This window comes from Bacillus cytotoxicus NVH 391-98, from assembly GCF_000017425.1.
GTDB classification, from domain to species: Bacteria; Bacillota; Bacilli; order Bacillales; family Bacillaceae_G; genus Bacillus_A; species Bacillus_A cytotoxicus.
This window is the reverse complement of sequence record NC_009674.1, coordinates 4,054,365-4,074,189: the sequence shown is the minus strand read 5'-3', so window position 1 is coordinate 4,074,189 and position 19,825 is coordinate 4,054,365. Positions and strand designations below refer to the sequence as shown.

Annotated in this window: 20 protein-coding genes and 4 tRNA genes; 22 read left to right on the top strand and 2 right to left on the bottom strand. The window is 35.4% G+C overall.

What is annotated here, in order from left to right:
- The first annotated feature begins 39 nt into the window (after positions 1-39).
- From rpsF to rlmH, 20 genes are all read left to right on the top strand, one after another.
- Positions 40-327 (top strand): 30S ribosomal protein S6, encoded by a 288-nt coding sequence (rpsF, locus tag BCER98_RS20210; protein ID WP_012096457.1) that lies wholly within the window; start codon positions 40-42, stop codon positions 325-327.
- A gap of 30 nt (positions 328-357) precedes the next feature.
- On the top strand, positions 358-852 hold the full coding sequence (gene ssb / locus BCER98_RS20205) for a single-stranded DNA-binding protein (protein WP_012096456.1): 495 nt from the start codon (positions 358-360) through the stop codon (positions 850-852).
- A 45-nt stretch (positions 853-897) separates the two neighbouring features.
- Complete coding sequence (gene rpsR / locus BCER98_RS20200) at positions 898-1,131, top strand: 30S ribosomal protein S18 (protein WP_012096455.1); 234 nt, start codon at positions 898-900, stop codon at positions 1,129-1,131.
- A gap of 80 nt (positions 1,132-1,211) precedes the next feature.
- A complete protein-coding gene (locus BCER98_RS20195; protein ID WP_012096454.1) occupies positions 1,212-2,150 on the top strand; it encodes a YybS family protein in 939 nt (312 codons plus the stop codon).
- Between the two features lie 138 nt (positions 2,151-2,288).
- Entirely contained in the window at positions 2,289-4,262 is a 1,974-nt protein-coding gene (locus tag BCER98_RS20190; RefSeq protein ID WP_012096453.1) for a DHH family phosphoesterase, read from the top strand.
- Positions 4,259-4,705: a 50S ribosomal protein L9 gene (rplI, locus tag BCER98_RS20185; protein ID WP_012096452.1), complete on the top strand. Its 447-nt coding sequence runs from the start codon at positions 4,259-4,261 to the stop codon at positions 4,703-4,705. Before BCER98_RS20190 ends, rplI begins: the two co-directional genes overlap by 4 nt.
- A gap of 27 nt (positions 4,706-4,732) precedes the next feature.
- A complete protein-coding gene (gene dnaB / locus BCER98_RS20180) occupies positions 4,733-6,094 on the top strand; it encodes a replicative DNA helicase (protein ID WP_012096451.1) in 1,362 nt (453 codons plus the stop codon).
- 214 nt (positions 6,095-6,308) lie between these two features.
- The gene (locus BCER98_RS20175) at positions 6,309-7,598 is read left to right on the top strand and encodes an adenylosuccinate synthase (RefSeq protein ID WP_012096450.1); all 1,290 of its coding nucleotides are present in this window, start codon (positions 6,309-6,311) and stop codon (positions 7,596-7,598) included.
- A gap of 311 nt (positions 7,599-7,909) precedes the next feature.
- A tRNA-Lys gene (locus tag BCER98_RS20170) sits at positions 7,910-7,985 on the top strand.
- Between the two features lie 13 nt (positions 7,986-7,998).
- Positions 7,999-8,070: transfer RNA gene (locus BCER98_RS20165), tRNA-Glu, on the top strand.
- 12 nt (positions 8,071-8,082) lie between these two features.
- Positions 8,083-8,158, top strand: a tRNA-Asp gene (locus tag BCER98_RS20160).
- Between the two features lie 42 nt (positions 8,159-8,200).
- Positions 8,201-8,273, top strand: a tRNA-Phe gene (locus tag BCER98_RS20155).
- 272 nt (positions 8,274-8,545) lie between these two features.
- Positions 8,546-9,253 (top strand): cell wall metabolism DNA-binding response regulator WalR, encoded by a 708-nt coding sequence (gene walR / locus BCER98_RS20150; protein ID WP_002174499.1) that lies wholly within the window; start codon positions 8,546-8,548, stop codon positions 9,251-9,253.
- A 3-nt stretch (positions 9,254-9,256) separates the two neighbouring features.
- Positions 9,257-11,116: a cell wall metabolism sensor histidine kinase WalK gene (walK, locus tag BCER98_RS20145; RefSeq protein ID WP_012096449.1), complete on the top strand. Its 1,860-nt coding sequence runs from the start codon at positions 9,257-9,259 to the stop codon at positions 11,114-11,116.
- Complete coding sequence (locus tag BCER98_RS20140) at positions 11,113-12,459, top strand: YycH family regulatory protein (protein WP_041810164.1); 1,347 nt, start codon at positions 11,113-11,115, stop codon at positions 12,457-12,459. The genes walK and BCER98_RS20140 overlap by 4 nt, the downstream gene beginning before the upstream one ends.
- Positions 12,446-13,282 (top strand): two-component system regulatory protein YycI, encoded by an 837-nt coding sequence (locus BCER98_RS20135; protein ID WP_012096447.1) that lies wholly within the window; start codon positions 12,446-12,448, stop codon positions 13,280-13,282. The genes BCER98_RS20140 and BCER98_RS20135 overlap by 14 nt, the downstream gene beginning before the upstream one ends.
- Positions 13,266-14,060: an MBL fold metallo-hydrolase gene (locus BCER98_RS20130; protein WP_012096446.1), complete on the top strand. Its 795-nt coding sequence runs from the start codon at positions 13,266-13,268 to the stop codon at positions 14,058-14,060. Before BCER98_RS20135 ends, BCER98_RS20130 begins: the two co-directional genes overlap by 17 nt.
- A 63-nt stretch (positions 14,061-14,123) precedes the next feature.
- A complete protein-coding gene (locus BCER98_RS20125) occupies positions 14,124-15,305 on the top strand; it encodes a S1C family serine protease (RefSeq protein ID WP_012096445.1) in 1,182 nt (393 codons plus the stop codon).
- A gap of 52 nt (positions 15,306-15,357) precedes the next feature.
- A complete protein-coding gene (locus BCER98_RS20120) occupies positions 15,358-15,543 on the top strand; it encodes a CxxH/CxxC protein (RefSeq protein WP_012096444.1) in 186 nt (61 codons plus the stop codon).
- 59 nt (positions 15,544-15,602) lie between these two features.
- Positions 15,603-16,082: a 23S rRNA (pseudouridine(1915)-N(3))-methyltransferase RlmH gene (gene rlmH, locus BCER98_RS20115; protein WP_012096443.1), complete on the top strand. Its 480-nt coding sequence runs from the start codon at positions 15,603-15,605 to the stop codon at positions 16,080-16,082.
- On the opposite strand, the gene BCER98_RS20110 is transcribed toward rlmH, so the two are convergent.
- Entirely contained in the window at positions 16,054-17,619 is a 1,566-nt protein-coding gene (locus tag BCER98_RS20110) for a recombinase family protein (protein ID WP_012096442.1), read from the bottom strand. The genes rlmH and BCER98_RS20110 overlap by 29 nt on opposite strands.
- 5 nt (positions 17,620-17,624) lie before the next feature.
- Positions 17,625-18,221, bottom strand: a complete 597-nt coding sequence (locus BCER98_RS20105; protein WP_012096441.1) for a helix-turn-helix domain-containing protein — start codon at positions 18,219-18,221, stop codon at positions 17,625-17,627.
- A gap of 143 nt (positions 18,222-18,364) precedes the next feature.
- Here BCER98_RS20105 and BCER98_RS22730 point away from each other — a divergent pair, with 143 nt between their 5' ends.
- Together BCER98_RS22730 and BCER98_RS20100 are read left to right on the top strand one after the other, a co-directional pair.
- Positions 18,365-18,502 carry a hypothetical protein gene (locus tag BCER98_RS22730; RefSeq protein WP_160300284.1) on the top strand — a complete coding sequence of 46 codons (138 nt, stop codon included), beginning with the start codon at positions 18,365-18,367 and terminating at the stop codon, positions 18,500-18,502.
- A 63-nt stretch (positions 18,503-18,565) separates the two neighbouring features.
- Positions 18,566-19,498, top strand: a complete 933-nt coding sequence (locus BCER98_RS20100) for a hypothetical protein (protein WP_012096440.1) — start codon at positions 18,566-18,568, stop codon at positions 19,496-19,498.
- Positions 19,499-19,825: the final 327 nt, after the last annotated feature.

Genomic DNA, 19,825 nt, shown 5'->3' with positions numbered 1-19,825 from the left:
CATTATGGGCCGTTTAGACCAAAAGGAGGTGAAAGTGTAATGAAAAAGTACGAAATCATGTACATCATTCGTCCAAACATGGAGGAAGAAGCTCAAAAAGCTTTAGTTGAGCGCTTCGCAAACGTTTTAACTAACAATGGTGCAGAAATCATTAACACGAAAGAGTGGGGTAAGCGTCGTTTAGCTTACGAAATCAACGACTTACGTGACGGTTTCTACATGATCTTAAACGTAAATTCTAACCCAGAAGCTGTGAAAGAATTCGATCGTTTAGCTAAGATCAACGAAGATATCATTCGTCACATCGTTGTTAAAGAAGAAGAATAATAATTAAGATATATAGGGAGAGTGGTTCGATTGATGAATCGTGTTATCCTCGTTGGTCGTCTAACTAAGGACCCTGACTTACGTTACACGCCCAATGGTGTTGCAGTAGCTACTTTCACGTTAGCGGTGAATCGTGCTTTTACAAATCAGCAAGGTGAGCGTGAAGCTGACTTTATTAACTGTGTAATATGGCGTAAACAAGCAGAAAACGTGGCAAATTATTTGAAAAAGGGTAGCTTAGCAGGCGTTGATGGCCGTCTTCAAACTCGTAATTATGAGGGACAAGATGGTAGACGTGTATATGTAACAGAAGTTCTGGCAGAGAGCGTACAATTTTTAGAGCCGCGTAATAGCGGTGGGGAGCAACGCGGTTCTTTCAATCAGCAGCCATCAGGAGCTGGTTTCGGAAACCAAGGCTCTAACCCATTTGGTCAATCTGGTAATTCTGGATTTACGAAGAATGACGATCCATTTTCAAATGTAGGGCAACCGATCGATATTTCGGACGACGATTTACCATTCTAATGGTATAGATCGGTTATTTTTAACAAAGAATGGAGGGAAATGAACATGGCAGGACGCAAAGGTGGACGTGCGAAACGTCGTAAAGTGTGTTTCTTCACAGCTAACGGCATTACGCACATCGATTATAAAGACGTTGATTTATTAAAACGTTTCGTTTCTGAGCGAGGTAAAATTTTACCTCGTCGTGTAACAGGAACAAGCGCAAAATACCAACGCAAACTTACAGTTGCAATTAAACGTGCTCGTCAAATGGCACTTTTACCATATGTTGGTGAATAATGAAGTATGAAATGCACAGTAGAGTCTAACTTTACTGTGCATTTTGCTATGCTTTTCTTTTTAGAAGGAGAGGTTTATAGATGAAAGGTACAAGGATTATTACAGAGGGAGCGGCATTATTAGCTATATATGCAGTGTTACTTCTCGTATCGCTATACGTTCCTATCTTAAGTCTCGTTGCAACGTTTGCATTGCCATTGCCTTTTATATTATTTATCATTCGCTATTCGCTTCCGAGTGCATGTATGTTGTTTGTTGTTTCTCTGCTGGTTACGCTTGTTGTTAGTTCGCCAATTAGCTTAGTAAAAACGGTTATGTGTGGCATAATAGGATTTACTTTAGGTTATATGTATAAAAAGAAAAGACAACCAGTTGAAATATTAATAATAGGAACACTTTCCTATTTAGTCTGCTTTTTGTTCATTTATATTGGAAGCATCAAATTTTTACAATTAGATTTAATGAAACAAATGCAAGATATGTTTAAAGAAGGAATCGAGCAAAGTGAAAAAATAATCAAGGCTGCTGGTGTACCGGTTTCACAAGAGCAAAAAGCGGAATTAGAACAACTGATGGGATTATTGAGAAACCTATTACCAAGCATACTTGTTATGGTGGCATTGATTTATTCGTGGCTAACAGTTTTGATAGCTGGAAATGTTTTAAGAAAATTACGGTATCCAATTGTTAAATGGCCTGAATTTCGAAATATGCAATTACCAAAAAGTATCATTTGGTACTATGTTTTATTGATTATATGTTCTGCTTTTATAAAGGCAGAGCCAAGTTCATATTTCGATATTGCATTTTCTAACGTATACTTTATTTTTTCAATATTGCTTTTGTTTCAAGGATTTGGGTTTATAACCTTTTTGGCACATGCTAAAGGGTATTCAAAGGCAATCCCAATTGTTGGATTTGTTATCTGCATGTTTGTCCCGCAATTGTTTTCTCTTGTAACAATCTTAGGTATAATTGATTTAGGTTTTCCATTCCGTTCTAGAATAAAGTCAAAATAAATGGTAGCGAAAGAACGTTGTAGTATTTGTGGTATACTATGGGAATCTGTAATGAACGTTGCTTAGGCTGACGTTTAATTTGTTCAACTAACGTGTGAGTATCATCTATGTTAGTTTTACTTTATAGGAGTTGGATTCATGCCTGAATTTTATAAAAGACAGCGGTTTTTATATCCTGTTTATGTGTTGGCCTTTTTTATGTTTGTACTTATAGCCATTCTTAGTTTCTTTCATTGGTTTATGGGAATGGTGGCCTTTTTTATTTTTTGTATTGTGCTTTTTTTTGCCATACGTTTTGAGTTAACTTTTCAAAAAAAGCTTGAAAAGTATACGACTGATATGATTACGAGGGTAAAGAAAGTAAGTAATGAAGCCTTTAATCAAATGCCGATTGGTATCTTACTATACAATAAGGAGTATGGAATTGATTGGGCAAACCCTTACTTATCTTCCTGCTTGGGGCAACATTCTTTGGCGGGTTGGCATCTATATGATGTATCAGAAACATTACTTCTTTTTATAAAAGGGGAAAGTTCTGATGATATTGTATCTTTAAATAATCGTAAGTTTCGTGTGTTCGTTAGAAAAGAAGAGAAATTAATCTATTTCTTTGATGTAACGGAGCAAACAGAGATTGAAAAAATGTATGAGGATCAACGCACAGTTTTAGCGATTATTTACTTGGATAACTACGATGAAGTTACCCAAGGATTAGATGATCAATTGCGCACGAATATAACGAGTCTTGTAACATCGCGCTTAAATGAATGGGCACTGAAATATGGAGCGTATTTAAAACGAGCTTCTTCAGAGCGGTTCTTCGTTGTATTAAATGAAAGCATTTTAATGCAAATGGAGAAAGGGAAATTTGATATTTTAGATCAAGTGCGTGAAGAAACATCGAAAAGGAATATTCCGCTTACATTAAGTATTGGTGTCGGATCAGGTGACTTGTCTTTATCTGAGCTTGGAGCAATGGCACAATCTGGTTTAGACCTTGCATTGGGACGAGGGGGAGATCAGGTAGCAATTAAGCAAGCGACAGGTAAGGTGAAGTTTTATGGGGGTAAGACAAATCCTGTTGAAAAGCGGACACGTGTAAGAGCAAGAGTGATTTCTCATGCGTTAAAAGATTTAGTAATTGAAAGTAGCAACGTGATGATAATGGGGCATAGAGCACCGGATATGGATGCAATTGGTGCCGCTATTGGTATTTTAAAAGTAGCTCAATTAAACGAGCGTGAAGGGTATATCGTGTTAGATGAGAATGACTCGGATAAAGGGATAAAACGTTTAATGGAGAAAGTAAAGCAAAATAAGGACTTATGGTCTCGTTTTATTACACCCCAGCAGGCTATGGAATTTGCGACAGATGATTCATTACTCGTTGTTGTGGATACGCATAAACCTTCCATGGTGATGGAGGAGAAGCTACTACACAAAATTGAGAATGTAGTTGTAATCGACCACCATCGACGTGGTGAGGAATTTATTGAAGATCCATTGCTTGTCTATATGGAGCCATATGCTTCGTCTACAGCGGAGCTCGTAACGGAATTACTTGAATACCAGCCGAAACGTTTAAAGATGACGATGCTAGAAGCGACGGCATTACTTGCGGGGATTATTGTAGATACGAAAAGTTTTACATTCCGTACAGGCGCTCGTACGTTTGATGCCGCCTCTTATTTACGGTCGCACGGGGCGGATACAGTTCTTGTACAAGAATTGTTAAAAGAAGATATGCAGCAGTATTTACGAGTTGCAAAAACAATTCAAAATGCGTACATTTATAAAAATGGAATTGCGATTGCCAAGGTAGATAGTGATGAATATTGTGACCAAGTATTGATTGCGCAATCTGCTGATACATTACTGACAATGACAGGGATCATTGCCTCTTTTGTTATTGCAAAACGCGGGGAAAACTTCATCGGAATTAGTGGACGTTCTTTAGGCGAAGTGAATGTACAACTCATTATGGAAAACCTAGGTGGCGGTGGTCATTTAACAAATGCTGCTACACAGATAAAAAATACAACAATCGATGAAGCGGAAGAGAAGCTTCAATTGGTTATTGAGGATTATTTAAAGGGAGGCACACAATCATGAAGGTAATTTTTCTAAAAGATGTAAAAGGTAAAGGAAAAAAAGGGGAAATCAAAAACGTACCAGATGGTTATGCGAATAACTTTTTATTAAAGCAAGGATTAGCTGCTGAAGCAAACAACAGTAACATGAAAACTTTGGAAGCTCAAAAGCGTAAAGAAGAAAAAGAGGCAGCGGCTGAGCTTGAGAATGCTAAAAAGTTAAAAGAAACACTAGAAAAATTAACTGTAGAGTTAAAGGCGAAATCTGGTGAGGGCGGTCGTTTATTCGGTTCCATCACAAGCAAACAAATTGTGGATGAACTGCAAAAAACACACAAAATTAAGCTTGATAAGCGCAAATTTGAAATGGAAGATGCAATTCGTTCATTAGGTTATACAAATGTAACTGTGAAATTGCATCCACAAGTAACAGCTACAGTAAAAGTTCATGTTAGCGAACAATAAAAATAAGTTAGGCAAGGAGGATTGCGTATGAGTGACGTACTTGCTGATCGTACCCCTCCGCATAATATAGAGGCTGAGCAGGCGGTTTTGGGGGCTATTCTTCTTGAACAAGATGCGTTAACAACAGCTTCAGAATTGCTGCTACCTGAGTCTTTTTATCGAACTGCACATCAAAAGATTTTTGAAATTATGCTTGGGCTCTCTGATAAAGGAGAACCGGTTGATTTAGTTACTGTAACAGCTGTGCTTTCAGATCGAGGTTTATTAGAGGAAGTTGGCGGCGTTTCCTATTTAGCGGAATTAGCTGAGGCTGTTCCGACAGCAGCCAATGTGGAATATTATGCTCGTATTATTGCTGAAAAAGCACTTTTACGGCGGTTAATTCGAACTGCAACTCATATTGTATCAGACGGATATGAAAGAGAAGATGATGTAGAAGGGCTTTTAAATGAAGCTGAGAAAAAGATACTAGAGGTATCGCATCAAACAAATGCAAAAGCGTTTCAAAATATTAAAGACGTTCTTGTAGAAGCTTACGATAAAATCGAACTTTTGCATAATCAAAAAGGTGAAATCACAGGTATACCAACGGGATTTACTGAATTAGATAGAATGACAGCTGGATTTCAGCGCAACGATTTAATCATTGTAGCAGCCCGGCCTTCAGTAGGGAAAACTGCTTTTTCATTAAATATTGCTCAAAACGTGGCGACAAAAACAGATGAAAATGTGGCGATTTTTAGTTTAGAGATGGGGGCCGATCAGCTTGTTATGCGTATGCTTTGTGCAGAAGGAAATATTGACGCACAAAGGCTTCGTACAGGTTCATTAACTTCAGAGGATTGGGCGAAATTGACCATGGCAATGGGAAGCCTTTCTAATGCAGGGATATATATTGATGATACACCAGGGATTCGCGTCAGTGAAATTCGAGCAAAATGTCGTAGATTGAAACAAGAACAAGGCCTTGGTATGATCTTAATTGACTACTTACAGCTCATTCAAGGAAGTGGCAAACCTGGAGAGAACCGACAACAAGAGGTATCTGAGATTTCCCGTACATTAAAAGGAATTGCACGTGAACTACAAGTTCCTGTAATTGCCTTATCTCAGTTATCCCGTGGGGTTGAATCTCGTCAAGATAAACGTCCAATGATGTCTGATATTCGTGAATCAGGAAGTATTGAACAAGATGCTGATATTGTAGCCTTTTTATATCGTGATGATTACTACGATCGTGAAACAGAAAATAAAAATACGATTGAAATTATTATCGCGAAGCAACGTAATGGTCCAGTAGGTACTGTAGAGCTTGCATTCGTAAAAGAATTTAATAAATTCGTGAACTTAGAGCGTCGGTTCGATGACGGACATGCACCGCCAGCTTAGGGAAGTATAAAAAAGAAACACATTTCTTATAATAAGATGTGTTTCTTTTTTTACATAGAAAAGATAGGGTTTTCATTTTGAAAATAACAAGTTCTTACGAACAAATATGATAAAACTTAAAAAAATGTTCGTTTTTAAATTGACTTCTCTTTTCATTTTGGTACAATTATATTGTTTGAAAAGTTCGTTTGAAAATCGCGGAGGTGCTTGAATAATGTCTTCAGTAGTAGTTGTAGGAACACAATGGGGCGATGAAGGAAAAGGTAAAATTACTGACTTTCTTTCTGAACATGCGGAAGTAGTTGCAAGATATCAAGGTGGAAATAACGCAGGACATACAATCGTTTTTAATGGTGTGAAATATAAATTACACTTAATTCCATCTGGTATTTTTTATAAAGAGAAGATTTGTGTAATTGGTAATGGTATGGTAGTAGATCCAAAAGCATTACTTGTAGAATTAAAATACTTACACGATCGCGGTGTAAGTACTGATAATTTACGCATCAGTAATCGCGCGCACGTTATCTTACCATATCATTTAAAACAAGATGAGTTAGAAGAAGAGCGTAAGGGCGATAATAAAATTGGTACAACGAAAAAAGGTATCGGCCCAGCATATATGGATAAAGCAGCTCGCATAGGTATTCGTATGGCGGATCTTTTAGATCGTGAAGCTTTTAAAGAAAAACTGGAACGCAATTTAGCGGAAAAAAATCGTTTATTTGAAAAAATGTATGATGCAGAAGGCTTTAACGTGGATGAAATCTTTGAAGAATACTATGAGTATGGTCAACAAATTGCACAATATGTATGCGATACATCTGTTGTATTAAATGATGCATTAGATGAAGGTCGTCGTGTATTATTTGAAGGTGCACAAGGCGTTATGCTTGATATCGACCAAGGTACGTACCCATTCGTTACATCTTCTAACCCAGTTGCTGGTGGTGTAACAATTGGTTCTGGTGTGGGTCCTTCTAAAATTAAACGTGTAGTAGGTGTATGTAAAGCATATACAAGCCGTGTTGGTGATGGTCCATTCCCTACTGAGCTTCATGATGAAATTGGTCAACAAATTCGTGAAGTTGGTCGTGAATATGGTACAACAACAGGCCGTCCACGCCGCGTGGGTTGGTTTGATAGTGTTGTTGTAAGACATGCGCGCCGCGTTAGTGGTTTAACAGATCTTTCTTTAAACTCTATCGACGTATTAACAGGTATTCCAACTGTGAAAATTTGTGTTGCATACAAATATAATGGAGAAGTTCTGGATGAAGTTCCAGCTAACTTAAACATTTTAGCAAAATGTGAGCCTGTATACGAAGAACTTCCAGGTTGGACAGAAGATATTACAGGGGTAAAATCATTAGAAGAACTTCCTGAAAATGCAAGACATTATGTAGAACGTGTATCTCAACTAACAGGTATTCCATTAGCTATGTTCTCTGTTGGTCCAGACCGTAGCCAAACAAATATTGTTCGTAATGTATATGGCATTTAATTATTGATTTTCATGTAAAGCTACATTAGACTTAGTAAAGAATCCGTGTTTACGCGGATTCTTTTTAACTTTTATAAAAAAAATTTAAAAAGTATTGTACAAATGAAAGTTATTATGTTATGATAACTCTTGTCGTCACGAAAATATGACGTTGGTGAGTATGAGCCATTAGCTCAGTTGGTAGAGCACGATCGAATATGCTACGAAGCTTTTCTACAGCGTACTCATCGAGCTGCTGCTTGCATTCGCTTTCTGAGATGAGGACGTCCCGAACAAGGAACGACTATTAAGAAAGCAATACTTAGAGTTATGAGCCATTAGCTCAGTTGGTAGAGCATCTGACTTTTAATCAGAGGGTCGAAGGTTCGAGTCCTTCATGGCTCACCATTTTCATTTTCGTGGCCCGTTGGTCAAGTGGTTAAGACACCGCCCTTTCACGGCGGTAACACGGGTTCGAATCCCGTACGGGTCATGTTTATATTTTGGTCCCGTGGTGTAGTGGTTAACATGCCTGCCTGTCACGCAGGAGATCGCCGGTTCGACCCCGGTCGGGACCGCCACTTTTGTTTATACCACCATTAGTGGTTTTATATATATGTTTTGGCTCGGTAGCTCAGTCGGTAGAGCAGAGGACTGAAAATCCTCGTGTCGGCGGTTCGATTCCGTCCCGAGCCACTCTCAGGATATTAGGTGGGTCTACTTAATATCCTTTTTATTTTGTGCAATTTTACAAATGAGGGTAGTTATTTTAAAATAGACTAAGGAGCCTCTAGCAGTTGAAGCTAGGGGTTTTTCTATAGATCGTATAGGATTCCGTGTAAAAGTGGATCATACATGATTCTATGAGAATAGAGGAGAAAATACTTAAATGAAGGGTGAACTTTAAGCAGGAACTGCCTATATGTTTAAGGATTATTGACCATATTTTTATGAGGAGGAAATACACGATGATGGGAAAAAAAATCTTAGTAGTTGATGATGAAAAGCCAATCGCAGATATTTTGAAGTTTAATCTAGAAAAAGAGGGCTTTGAAATTGTAATGGCCCATGATGGGGATGAAGCAATCGAAAAGGCTAATGAAGAACAACCAGATATGGTTTTATTAGATATTATGTTACCAGGAAAAGATGGACTAGAGGTTTGTCGTGAAATCCGTAAAAGTTCTGAAATGCCAATTATTATGTTAACAGCAAAGGACTCTGAAATCGATAAAGTATTAGGACTAGAACTTGGAGCAGATGATTATGTTACAAAACCATTTAGTACGAGAGAACTGCTAGCTCGTGTAAAAGCGAACTTACGCCGTCATCAACAGGGCGGGGCAGCAGAAAAAGAGGAAAATACAGAAATGGTCATTGGACCAATTGTTATTAATCCAAATGCGTATAGTGTAACGAAGCGAGAAGAGAGTATTGAACTTACGCATCGTGAATTTGAGTTACTACATTATTTAGCGAAGCATTTAGGACAAGTTATGACACGTGAGCATCTATTACAAACTGTATGGGGTTATGATTATTTTGGGGATGTACGTACAGTAGACGTAACAGTACGTCGTTTACGTGAAAAGATTGAAGATAATCCAAGTCATCCAACTCTAATTGTTACGAGACGTGGAGTAGGATATTACTTGCGTGACCCAGAGCAGGAATAAAACATGAAGAAAGTTGGTTTTTTTCAATCTATTCATTTTAAGTTTGTGCTCATCTATATGCTATTAATATTAATAGCAATGCAGGTTATCGGTGTATATTTTGTACGTGAGCTAGAAAAGAGCCTCGTGCAAAGTTTTAAAGACTCATTAACACAACAAACGAACTTATTGTCTTATAACTTAAAGCAGGAATTTAATAAAGAATTTAATAAAGAACGTGATAAAAACGAGATATCTTTCCAGCAGGCTGTTAATAACTCGATTGAGAAGTTTGCGAATGACCGAAAGCGTGATATTCAGGAAGTAAGTGTCTTTGATCGTAATAGGAAACTATTGGCGACTTCTGATAATTCGCCAGCTAAGAAAAGCCAGGTGAATCGAGCGTCTACCGATATAACTGTTCAACGAGTCATTGTACAAAATAAGCCGGAATCAAAGATTGAGAAGGATGGAAGTACGGGACATCGTGTTCAAGTTATGTTTACCCCAATTGAAAGGAATCAAGGGGAAGAGGAAGTAGCAGGAGTTATAAAAATCGTTGCTTCTATGGAAGATGTATATAAGCAAATGAAAGATATTAATCAAATTTTTGCAACAGGGACAGTTATTGCATTACTAGTAACTGCCGTTCTAGGTATTTTATTGGCTCAAACGATTACAAGACCAATTTCAGATATGAGAAGACAGGCTATTGAAATGGCGAAGGGAAATTACTCACGCAAAGTAAAAGTACATAGCCATGATGAAATTGGACAATTGGCACTATCTTTTAACAACCTATCGAAAAAATTACAACAAGCCCGTTCTTCAACAGAAAGTGAAAGACGCAAGCTATCATCGGTTTTATCACATATGACTGATGGTGTAATTGCTACGGATCGAAAAGGGGATATTATTTTATTAAATGACCCTGCTGAAAAAATGCTGAATGTTTCGCGTGAAACAGCATTGGATCAATCGATTTTAGAAATATTAGGGATTCAGGAAGAGTTTACACTAGATCATTTATATGAAGAACCTGATTCAGTTTTATTAGATTTCAGTACACGTAATGAACCGTACATTTTAAGAGCTAGTTTTTCTGTTATTCAAAAAGATACTGGTAAAGCAAATGGCTTAATTGCTGTATTGTATGATGTAACGGAACAAGAGCGAATTGATCGTGAACGTCGTGAGTTTGTAGCGAATGTATCACATGAGTTGCGAACGCCACTTACAACGATGCGAAGCTATCTTGAAGCGTTAAGTGATGGAGCGTGGAAAGATCCAAATATTGCTCCGCAATTTTTAACAGTCACACAAGAAGAGACTGAAAGAATGATTCGACTTGTAAACGCATTGTTACAACTATCTAAAATGGATAGTACAGAATATCGTTTAATGAAAGAATGGGTAGATTTTACGGAGTTCTTTAATAATGTCATTGATCGATTTGAAATGTCTAAGGAACAAAATGTAATCTTCAATCGTTCTTTTTCGAAAAAAGCAAGATTTGTTGATATGGATACAGACAAAATTACCCAAGTTTTATACAATGTTATTTCAAATGCCCTGAAATATTCACCGGAAGGCGGAACGATAACATATCGTTTACGCGATCGTGGGGATATGTTAGAAATTAGCGTTAGCGATCAAGGTATGGGAATCCCGAAAGAAAACGTCGATAAAATTTTTGAACGCTTTTATCGCGTAGATAAGGCGCGTTCAAGACAAATGGGAGGAACTGGTCTAGGTTTAGCAATTGCTAAAGAAATGATTATTGCACATGGTGGATCTATTTGGGCAAAGAGTGAAGAAGGAAAAGGAACGACAATTTACTTTACCCTCCCGTTGGCGAAAGAAGAAGAGGACGATTGGGAATGAATATGGAAAACTTTAAAACCATTGTGCTAATTAATTTAGTAGTTATTAGTTTGTTTCTTACGTTTAATCTATGGACATATGTGCCTGATTCTAATTCGATGCAGAACACGAAGTTTGTTGAAGGAACTACAGTGCCAGAAAGTGCGGATGTTTCGAACGTCATTCTTCCATCTTCTGTAATCGTTCATAAAGATAATAAACGTCATTTCGTAAGTGAAAAACAAGAAAATATAAACTTAATATATAACATTTTGAAAAATGGTGAATTACAAGATTGGACAAATATAACAAGTACAATTCCTAAGAGTGAGTTTTTATCCTATGTACATGGGGAAGGGAAAATTGAAATTGTCTTCCCTACCACTATTCCATTTGGAGCCATAAGAAGCGTGCTGTCGATTAAAGATAAAAAGTTAGAAAAGCAAAGTTTTGATCGAATTATTATTGATCCTTCCAGAAGCCGAGATCAAAACATTGATATCAATTTTGTTGCGTATAATAGTCGTCAAATTTATAGAATGACATTAAAAGATGTGAATGTACGAGATATTGTAAATGCAGAAAATAAATTTGTTGTATTAGCAAGGCCATATTTTGAGTATCGAATCAATAATGCAAAAAGCATATTCTTACCAGATGGAGCCACGGAAAAAAGAAATTGGATGTATATTACGAGCAATATGGAAATAGAGGCATTTAAAAATGCGCTGTTTAGTGATCCACGTTATGCAACGCTAATTTCGAATAATCATACAGATGAAACATATACGGATGGAATTCGTTCCATGCAGATTAAACAGAATGGTATTAAGCTTGAATATACAAATTCATCTATAACTCGTGATAATAGTATAGATGATAATATTCTTGTCCAAAAAAGTTTTGAATTTCTGAATGGACATAATGGTATAACAGATAACTATCGTTTTGTATATGTAGATCCTAAGGGTGAAACAAAATTCCGTTTATATGAGAATGATTTACCTGTATTTAATAAAGATCGATTAACGACAATAAAACAAATCTGGGGTTCTGAGGGACTGATTAGTTATCAAAGGCCGTTATTTAAATTTGCAGGAAGCAGTCAAGAAGACAAAGTTATACTTCCACCTGGTCATACCGTAATTCAGTCATTAGCCAATAATCCAGATATCGATAAGAATTTGATTCAAAATATCGGAATTGGTTATAAGTTTGTGTTAGGAAATCATCCGAGTGGACCGATGGGTACTAAAACAATAACTGGTATGTTAAAACCAATTTGGTACGTGGAGTATGGGGAAGACCATATGATGTATGAGTGGAGTGAAGAGAAAGGGGGAAGTCTGATTGGACTGGAATAGGATTAAAACAATTTTTATTGTTACCTTTTTTGTTTTAGACCTCTTTCTCGTGTTTCAATTCATTCAAAAGCAAAATAATAATGAATTAGAACTTATGACGGAAACAAAAATAGATCAGCAACTAAAAGCTGATCATATTACGGTTGATGATTTACCAAACGAACCAAAGAAAGATTCATTTATTATAGCGAAAAATAAAGTTTTTAAGGAAGAAGATATTCATTCTTTAAAAAATCAAACACCTAGATTACAAGAGGATGCTAAAAAAATTGAAAGTGATCTAAAGGAGCCAATACAAAATACGAAAACACTAGCTAAAGATAAATATGGTGATTTTTTAAGAAATTATGTGGTAGATGGTCAAAAGTATGAATTTGCAAAATCAGAGGCTTCAAAAATTTATTTCTTTCAAAAATATAAAGACAAACCTATTTTTTACAATGATCATGCGATGATTATCGTTACTTTAAATGAAAAGGATGAAATCGTTTCATATACGCAAACTATGTTAACGGATTTGAAAGAAATGGGTGAGAATGATAAAGCGAAAGAACAAGAGATTATTTCGGCTCAGAAAGCTTTAGAAAATTTATTTGTGAAGCAGGAATTAACCCCAAATACGCATATTAAAGAAGCGCAAATTGGTTATGCAACACTCGTTTCTTTAGCTGAATCGAATAAACAAGTATTGACTCCAACGTGGAATTTAAAGGAAAAAGGAAAAAAAGATCACTTTGTAAATGCCATTGAGGGACAAGTTATTAAGCTAGGCGAAGAAAAAGAAAAATACAATGGAGTGAATGGGAATGAGTCTGCATTTTAGTGTACTTGCGAGTGGCAGTACAGGAAATGCGCTGTATGTCGGAACTGACAAGCAAAAGTTGCTTGTTGATGCAGGCTTGAGTGGTAAAGCAACAGAGGCTTTATTTGAGCAAGCTGAATTAAATATTCAAGATATATCAGGTATTCTTGTAACACATGAGCACAGTGATCATATTAAAGGGCTTGGAGTGTTAGCACGTAAGTATAATTTACCCGTTTATGCAAATGAAAAGACGTGGAATGCGATGGAACATTTAATTGGAAACATTGCAACAGATCAGAAGTTCATTTTTTCAATTGGTGATGTAAAAACATTCGGAGATATTGAAGTTGAATCGTTTGGAGTTTCCCATGATGCGGCAGAACCGATGTTTTATGTTTTTCATCATGGTGGTAGAAAATTAGCACTAATCACAGATACAGGTTATGTAAGCGATCGTATGAAGGGTGTTATTAAAGGTGCGAATGCTTTTGTATTCGAAAGTAATCATGATGTTGAAATGCTTCGTATGGGCCGCTATCCATGGAGTATTAAAAGACGTATTTTAAGTGATGTAGGCCACGTTTCGAATGAAGATGCTGCACTTGCAATGACCGACGTTATTACAGATGAAACAAAGCATATTTATTTAGCTCATTTAAGCTTAGATAATAATATGAAAGAACTAGCGCGTATGGCTGTTTCGCAAGTACTAGAAGAAAAAGGATTTGGAGTTGGAGAAGCGTTTGAAATACATGACACAGATCCAAAGACTCCAACAAAAATTCAATACGTATAATTCTTCATTTTAGTAAACAATAAAGGTAAATATAGCTGTTTACAGGAAGATAGGTGAACAAATATGTCCTTTATTGATGAAGAAAATCGTATGAAACGTACAAGGGAAAAGAAGCACAAAGGTCTTGTTATTTCTAGCATAGCGGGGACTGTTGTAGGAGCTTCATGGTTTGCATTTGGAGCTCCTTTGTTTTCAAAGTCCGAGACTAAAAATATGCAGCAAGCAGAAGCAAGTGAAGGAAACATAGTGAATGAACCATCACAAATGATGCAACATTCCGGCTTTGTAGATGCTGTTGATCGCGCTTCCGAAGCGGTCGTTGGTGTAATCAATATTCAGCGTGATCATTTTTCTGAAGTAGATGCAGAAGCTGGCACAGGATCAGGTGTTATTTATAAAAAAACAAATGGTCATGCTTATATTGTCACAAATCATCATGTCATTGCTGGTGCGAATCGAATTGAAATTAGCTTAAGTGATGGGACAAAAGTTCCTGGAAAAATATTAGGAAGCGACATTGTGACCGATTTAGCTGTTATAGAAATAAATGCGAAGCCTGTCAAAAAGGTAATTGAAATTGGTGATTCGAATACAGTACGTCGCGGGGAAGCAGTTATTGCGATCGGAAACCCACTTGGATTACAGTTTTCAGGGACAGTAACACAAGGAATTATATCTGCAAACGAACGAATTGTTCCTGTAGATTTAGACCAAGATGGACATTATGACTGGCAAGTGGAAGTGTTACAGACCGATGCGGCTATTAATCCAGGAAATAGTGGCGGGGCGCTTATAAATGCAGCGGGGAAACTGATTGGAATTAACTCCATGAAAATCGCTGCAAAAGAAGTAGAAGGAATTGGTTTAGCGATTCCTGTGACAAGGGCCGTTCCTATTATGAATGAGCTTGAAAAGTATGGTACTGTAAGAAGGCCATATATTGGAATTGAACTTCGGTCATTAAATGAAATTCCAAACTACTACTGGGAAGAAACGTTACACTTGCCGGGTGGCGTTACAAATGGTGTGTGTATTTTAGACGTGAAAAGTCCATCACCAGGTGCTGCCGCAGGCCTTAGAGAGCATGACGTTATTGTCGCGGTAGATGGAAAGCCAATACAAGATATCATTGCTTTTCGGACAGCTTTATATAATAAGAAAATCGATGATAAAATGACTCTTACTTTTTATCGTGGTACAAAGCGCTCCACAACAACAGTGAAATTGGCTAGTCAAAAATATTAAAAACAGGAGGACTGCCTCCTGTTTTCTATTGTAGAAAAGTGAGGTGAGAAATATGAATTTCCCTTGTTGTTTAGAACATGTAGAGTTAGCGTTGGATATCATTGTGGATGAATGCGAAGTCGCACCTGTTATTAACAGTGTGGATAACTCAGAAAAAGAAGAAAAAACATGTGAATTTTGTCAAAACAAAGCGACATATGTTGTATCGAACGCAGATTCTCCCACAATATGTGGGTAATGATTGTGGATATGTGGATAAGTTTTGTGGATAACGTGTTTGTAAGGTGGGGAATACATGTGAATATCTCAATTATTTCAATCGGGAAATTAAAAGAAAAATATTTAAAACAAGGTATTGCAGAATACTTAAAACGATTATCATCTTATGCAAAAGTGGAAGTAATTGAATTACCAGATGAAAAAGCACCGGAAAACTTAAGCGAAGCAGAGATGTTAATCGTAAAAGAAAAGGAAGGTGTGCGTATACTAGACAAAATTTCAGATGATACGCATGTCATTGCACTAGCAATTGAAGGAAAGCAAAAATCATCAGAACAATTTGCAGAAAGCTTAGATTGCCTCGCTACATATGGAAAAAGCAAAATCGCCTTTGTAATCGGTGGATCCCTTGGCTTAAGTACAGAAGTAATGAAACGCTCAAATGAATCTCTATCATTTTCAAAAATGACATTACCGCATCAACTAATGAGACTTGTCCTTTTAGAACAAATCTATCGTGCGTTCCGGATTAATCGTGGGGAACCTTACCATAAGTAAGCACATAGTTATTTTTAGAAGAAGCATCAAAGAATAATTCAATATCTTTGATGCTTCTTTCAGTAGGAGAATTACCTGTATTGACGGTAATTTTATTAATAATTGAATGTAGAAAATCTTTTTGTTGTTCTGGAGAGATATTAGGTAGAATTTTAGAGAATGTATTTAAAACATTAGAGATTTGCTCAAAGGAAATTTCTTTAATTGTAGGTTTAGCTAATTCATATTCCAGAGATTTTTTTTGTTCTAATAGCTCTTCACGTTTAGCTTCTAGCTCATGTATTCTTTTTAATATTAATTGAGGAAGAGTGTCTTCTGTTTCGATTATGTTCATAAATTTTTGAATACTTTTTTGGTTATCAGCTAATGCTTTTGATATATAATTTAAGTTGTTTTGGATAGGCTCTTTTAATGTTTTAATATCCCTGTTAACTCTATCTACTATTTCTTGAAGTATAGTTGGTTTTGAAGTTATCTCTTCAATTTTTTTAAAAACATATTCTTCTGCAATATCTGCATTTATTAAATTGGACTTGCATACAGCACTACCTTTGTAATGGAAATTTCCACATTGATAATAACGTATGTATTCAGTACCGTTTTTATTTTTCTTTATTTTATGTCCAATCATTCCTTGTCCACACATTGGGCATCTTAACAACGTTGTTAGAGGGAAAGTACCAGAAAATGTTTTCGCAGGTTTATGTGATTTTTGATTTGAAATTATTCGGGAAGTTTCCCAAACATCTAAACTAATAATTGGTTCATGTGTTCCTTTTACCGTAGTGGTATTTTCACTTTTCCCTTTTCTTCTCTTTTTACTCCAATTTTCAACTTGATTAAATCGAATAAACCCTGCATAAGCAGGATTAGCAATAATAGTTCTAATAGAATTTATTGAGAATGATTTCTTTCGTTTTGTTTTGTAACCTTCATGGTTTAATTTATTAGCAATTGCTTTATAGCCTTTGCCATTAATATATAAATCAAAGATATATCTAACAATTTTAGCTTCTTCCTCAACAATTTTTAATTCTTTATCTATACAAGTATAACCTAGCATACTGCCACCATTCCATTTACCTTCTTTAGCTCTTTGGGTCATACCTAATTTTACGTTATCAACAATTGTATTCCTTTCTAACTCAGCAACTGCTCCCATCATTTGTAATGCAAATTTACCCATAGGTGTTTCTGTTTCGAAGTTCTCACTAAAAGAGCGAAAGACAACGTTATTTTTATTTAATTCTTCTACTATTTTTAATATATCAATTGTATTTCGAGCTAAGCGTGATATTTTCCAAACAATAACTTCACTAAATAATCCCTTTTTAGCATCTTCTAACATTTTTTGTAGCCCGTGTCTTCCGCTTATAGATGTTCCACTTATACCTTTATCAGCATACTCTTCAACAATTGTTTTTCCAGAAATTTCACAGTGGTTTCGTAATGTATTTAATTGTGCATCAATAGAATAACCGTTGTTAGCTTGTTCTTCTGTTGAAACACGTACATATAATGCTACTTTTGTTTTCATATGTATTATTCCTCCTCAAAAGAATTAATGAATTTTTCTGCCATTGTTTTTTTGTATTCTTTATTTGCTTTTGAAATTATTAATTGTATTTCTTCATAATCCAATTTTGAAAAATCATTTCCGAAAAATTCAAAAAGTAACTCAGCTTTTTCTTCGTTTTTCAATAGCTCAATAAGGTTGTTAAGAATAATGTCTGCTCTTGAGTTGTCAAAGTGTCCAAGTGTCTTTAATTGTTTATCAATCAATTGTAAAAATAAGTGCCTTTTTCTTTCAATTTGTTCTAATTTCTTACTGTAATAACCAGAGTTGATTTTCCATGACAGTTCTTCATCCAGTTTTACTGCCAATTCTAATTCAGCCTGTTTTTCCTCTTTTGACTGTATACCATAATAATTGAGCATTTTTTCAGCATCTTCCTTGATAAGACCAAGCTCCAGTAATATTTGTAGACAAGTTGTATAAGAGGGATTTTTTATTAATTCTCTTTCTAACTGTGAGACGTATGTAACAGCTTTTCCTACTTTTTGTGATAATACTTTAGATGGCATACCTACACGTTTTCTTAAGGCTTTTAGTTCTTCTCCAAAACTTGATTTATTCAATTTTTACACTCCTTTTGTTTTATTCATCGTTATTGTAGCATGCGAGTAGTATTTAGTCAATTTTAAGTAGCATGTCAAGTTGACAACATGCTACTTACATGCTACAATACATTTCTAAGCTACTTAAAAGGGAGGGATGTAATATGAATAAGAAAAAAGAAAAGCAGTTTGAATTGTTTTTAGATAAGCTTTCAACAATAGTTTTAGATTTTATTCCTAAAAATGATTCAGTAAGAAGTGAACCAAAAGAAGAGTCAGTGAAAGAAATTGAAGTAGCATAAGTAGCATGTGTTTCTTATAACATACAGAATTTATTATTGAATTATAGAAAGGAGACTTTTAATATGTTTGATACAGTAAAAATGAAGTTGGAAAACATACATATTGAAAAAGATTTATTTGAAACTATAGGAAATATAAAAACAACAACGTATTACGATAGGGAAACAGGTGTACTGAATGACCGATATATGTTTGAACAGGAAGATATTCCATACATAGTTTATTACTCCAATACAAAAAATTTAATTATTCAGCTATCCATTCCAAAATTTTTATATGGAGAAAATGTAAGTGTAATTAATAAAAATGATATAAATACGTTTTGGGAAAAGTTTGAACAGAGGATAAAGGAATTACTGGGAATTGTTGTGAAAAGGTCAGAATGGATTGTGTTAAGAATTGATGTTTGTTGGAACTTTAATGTTGGAAATAAAGTAAACGATTACATAAAATACTTGGGGAAAAAGAAGCTACCTTATAAAAGTACATACTGCATTAATCAAAGTGAAACGGTAATTTATAAAAATAAAAGTAGTAGAATTATGTTTTATGATAAACAGAAAGAATGTAAGGTGACAAAACAAACAGAAGATATTATTAGAAGAGCAGAAGGTTTATTAAGAATGGAGATTAATCCGTCCATCAAGACTATACAAGAATTATGCCAAGATAGAAAAGCAATAAATGTTTTAACAGTTAAATTTTTCAAGAGAATCACTGAAAGTACAATGAATGCAATTTCATTCAATGAATCAGAATTAGAAAATATGAGCATCTCTTATGGATGGCTATCGCTTCAAAAATTAAATAGGGTTGAAGCCATAATTGGCTTTAATGCCATTAATAACTTCATAGGAGAAGCAAAAGCTAAAGAAATATATGGCTCAACTTTTTATGTTAGAAAAAAATGGGTTGAAGAAACGGGTATTCCCCAATTGAATCAACTGCCTAATGTAACAATTGATTATAAAAGTTTAGAACATAATACTGAATAAAAGCCCAATTTTATGAAAATAATTAGTTAAAACATAAGAAAATAGTGAAATAGCTACGTGTGGAAAGTAGGATTATCCCCTCAATTAACATAACTTCACGTATAAACATCAATTATTATTCAAGCCAAAAAGTCCTCAGTTATTAAGAGGACTTTTCATATGCCGTTAAATCGGGAAATCTATCCAGATAAAAGAAGTTTTTATATACAGTCCTTCTACTTATGTTAAAAATATAGACCGTGTGATTCCGCTGAAAATCCTGTCAATTGAGAGGTTTTTCAGTGTGAATTGCCGTGCGATTTGTAAATTGATATCTCGTTTTAAGAA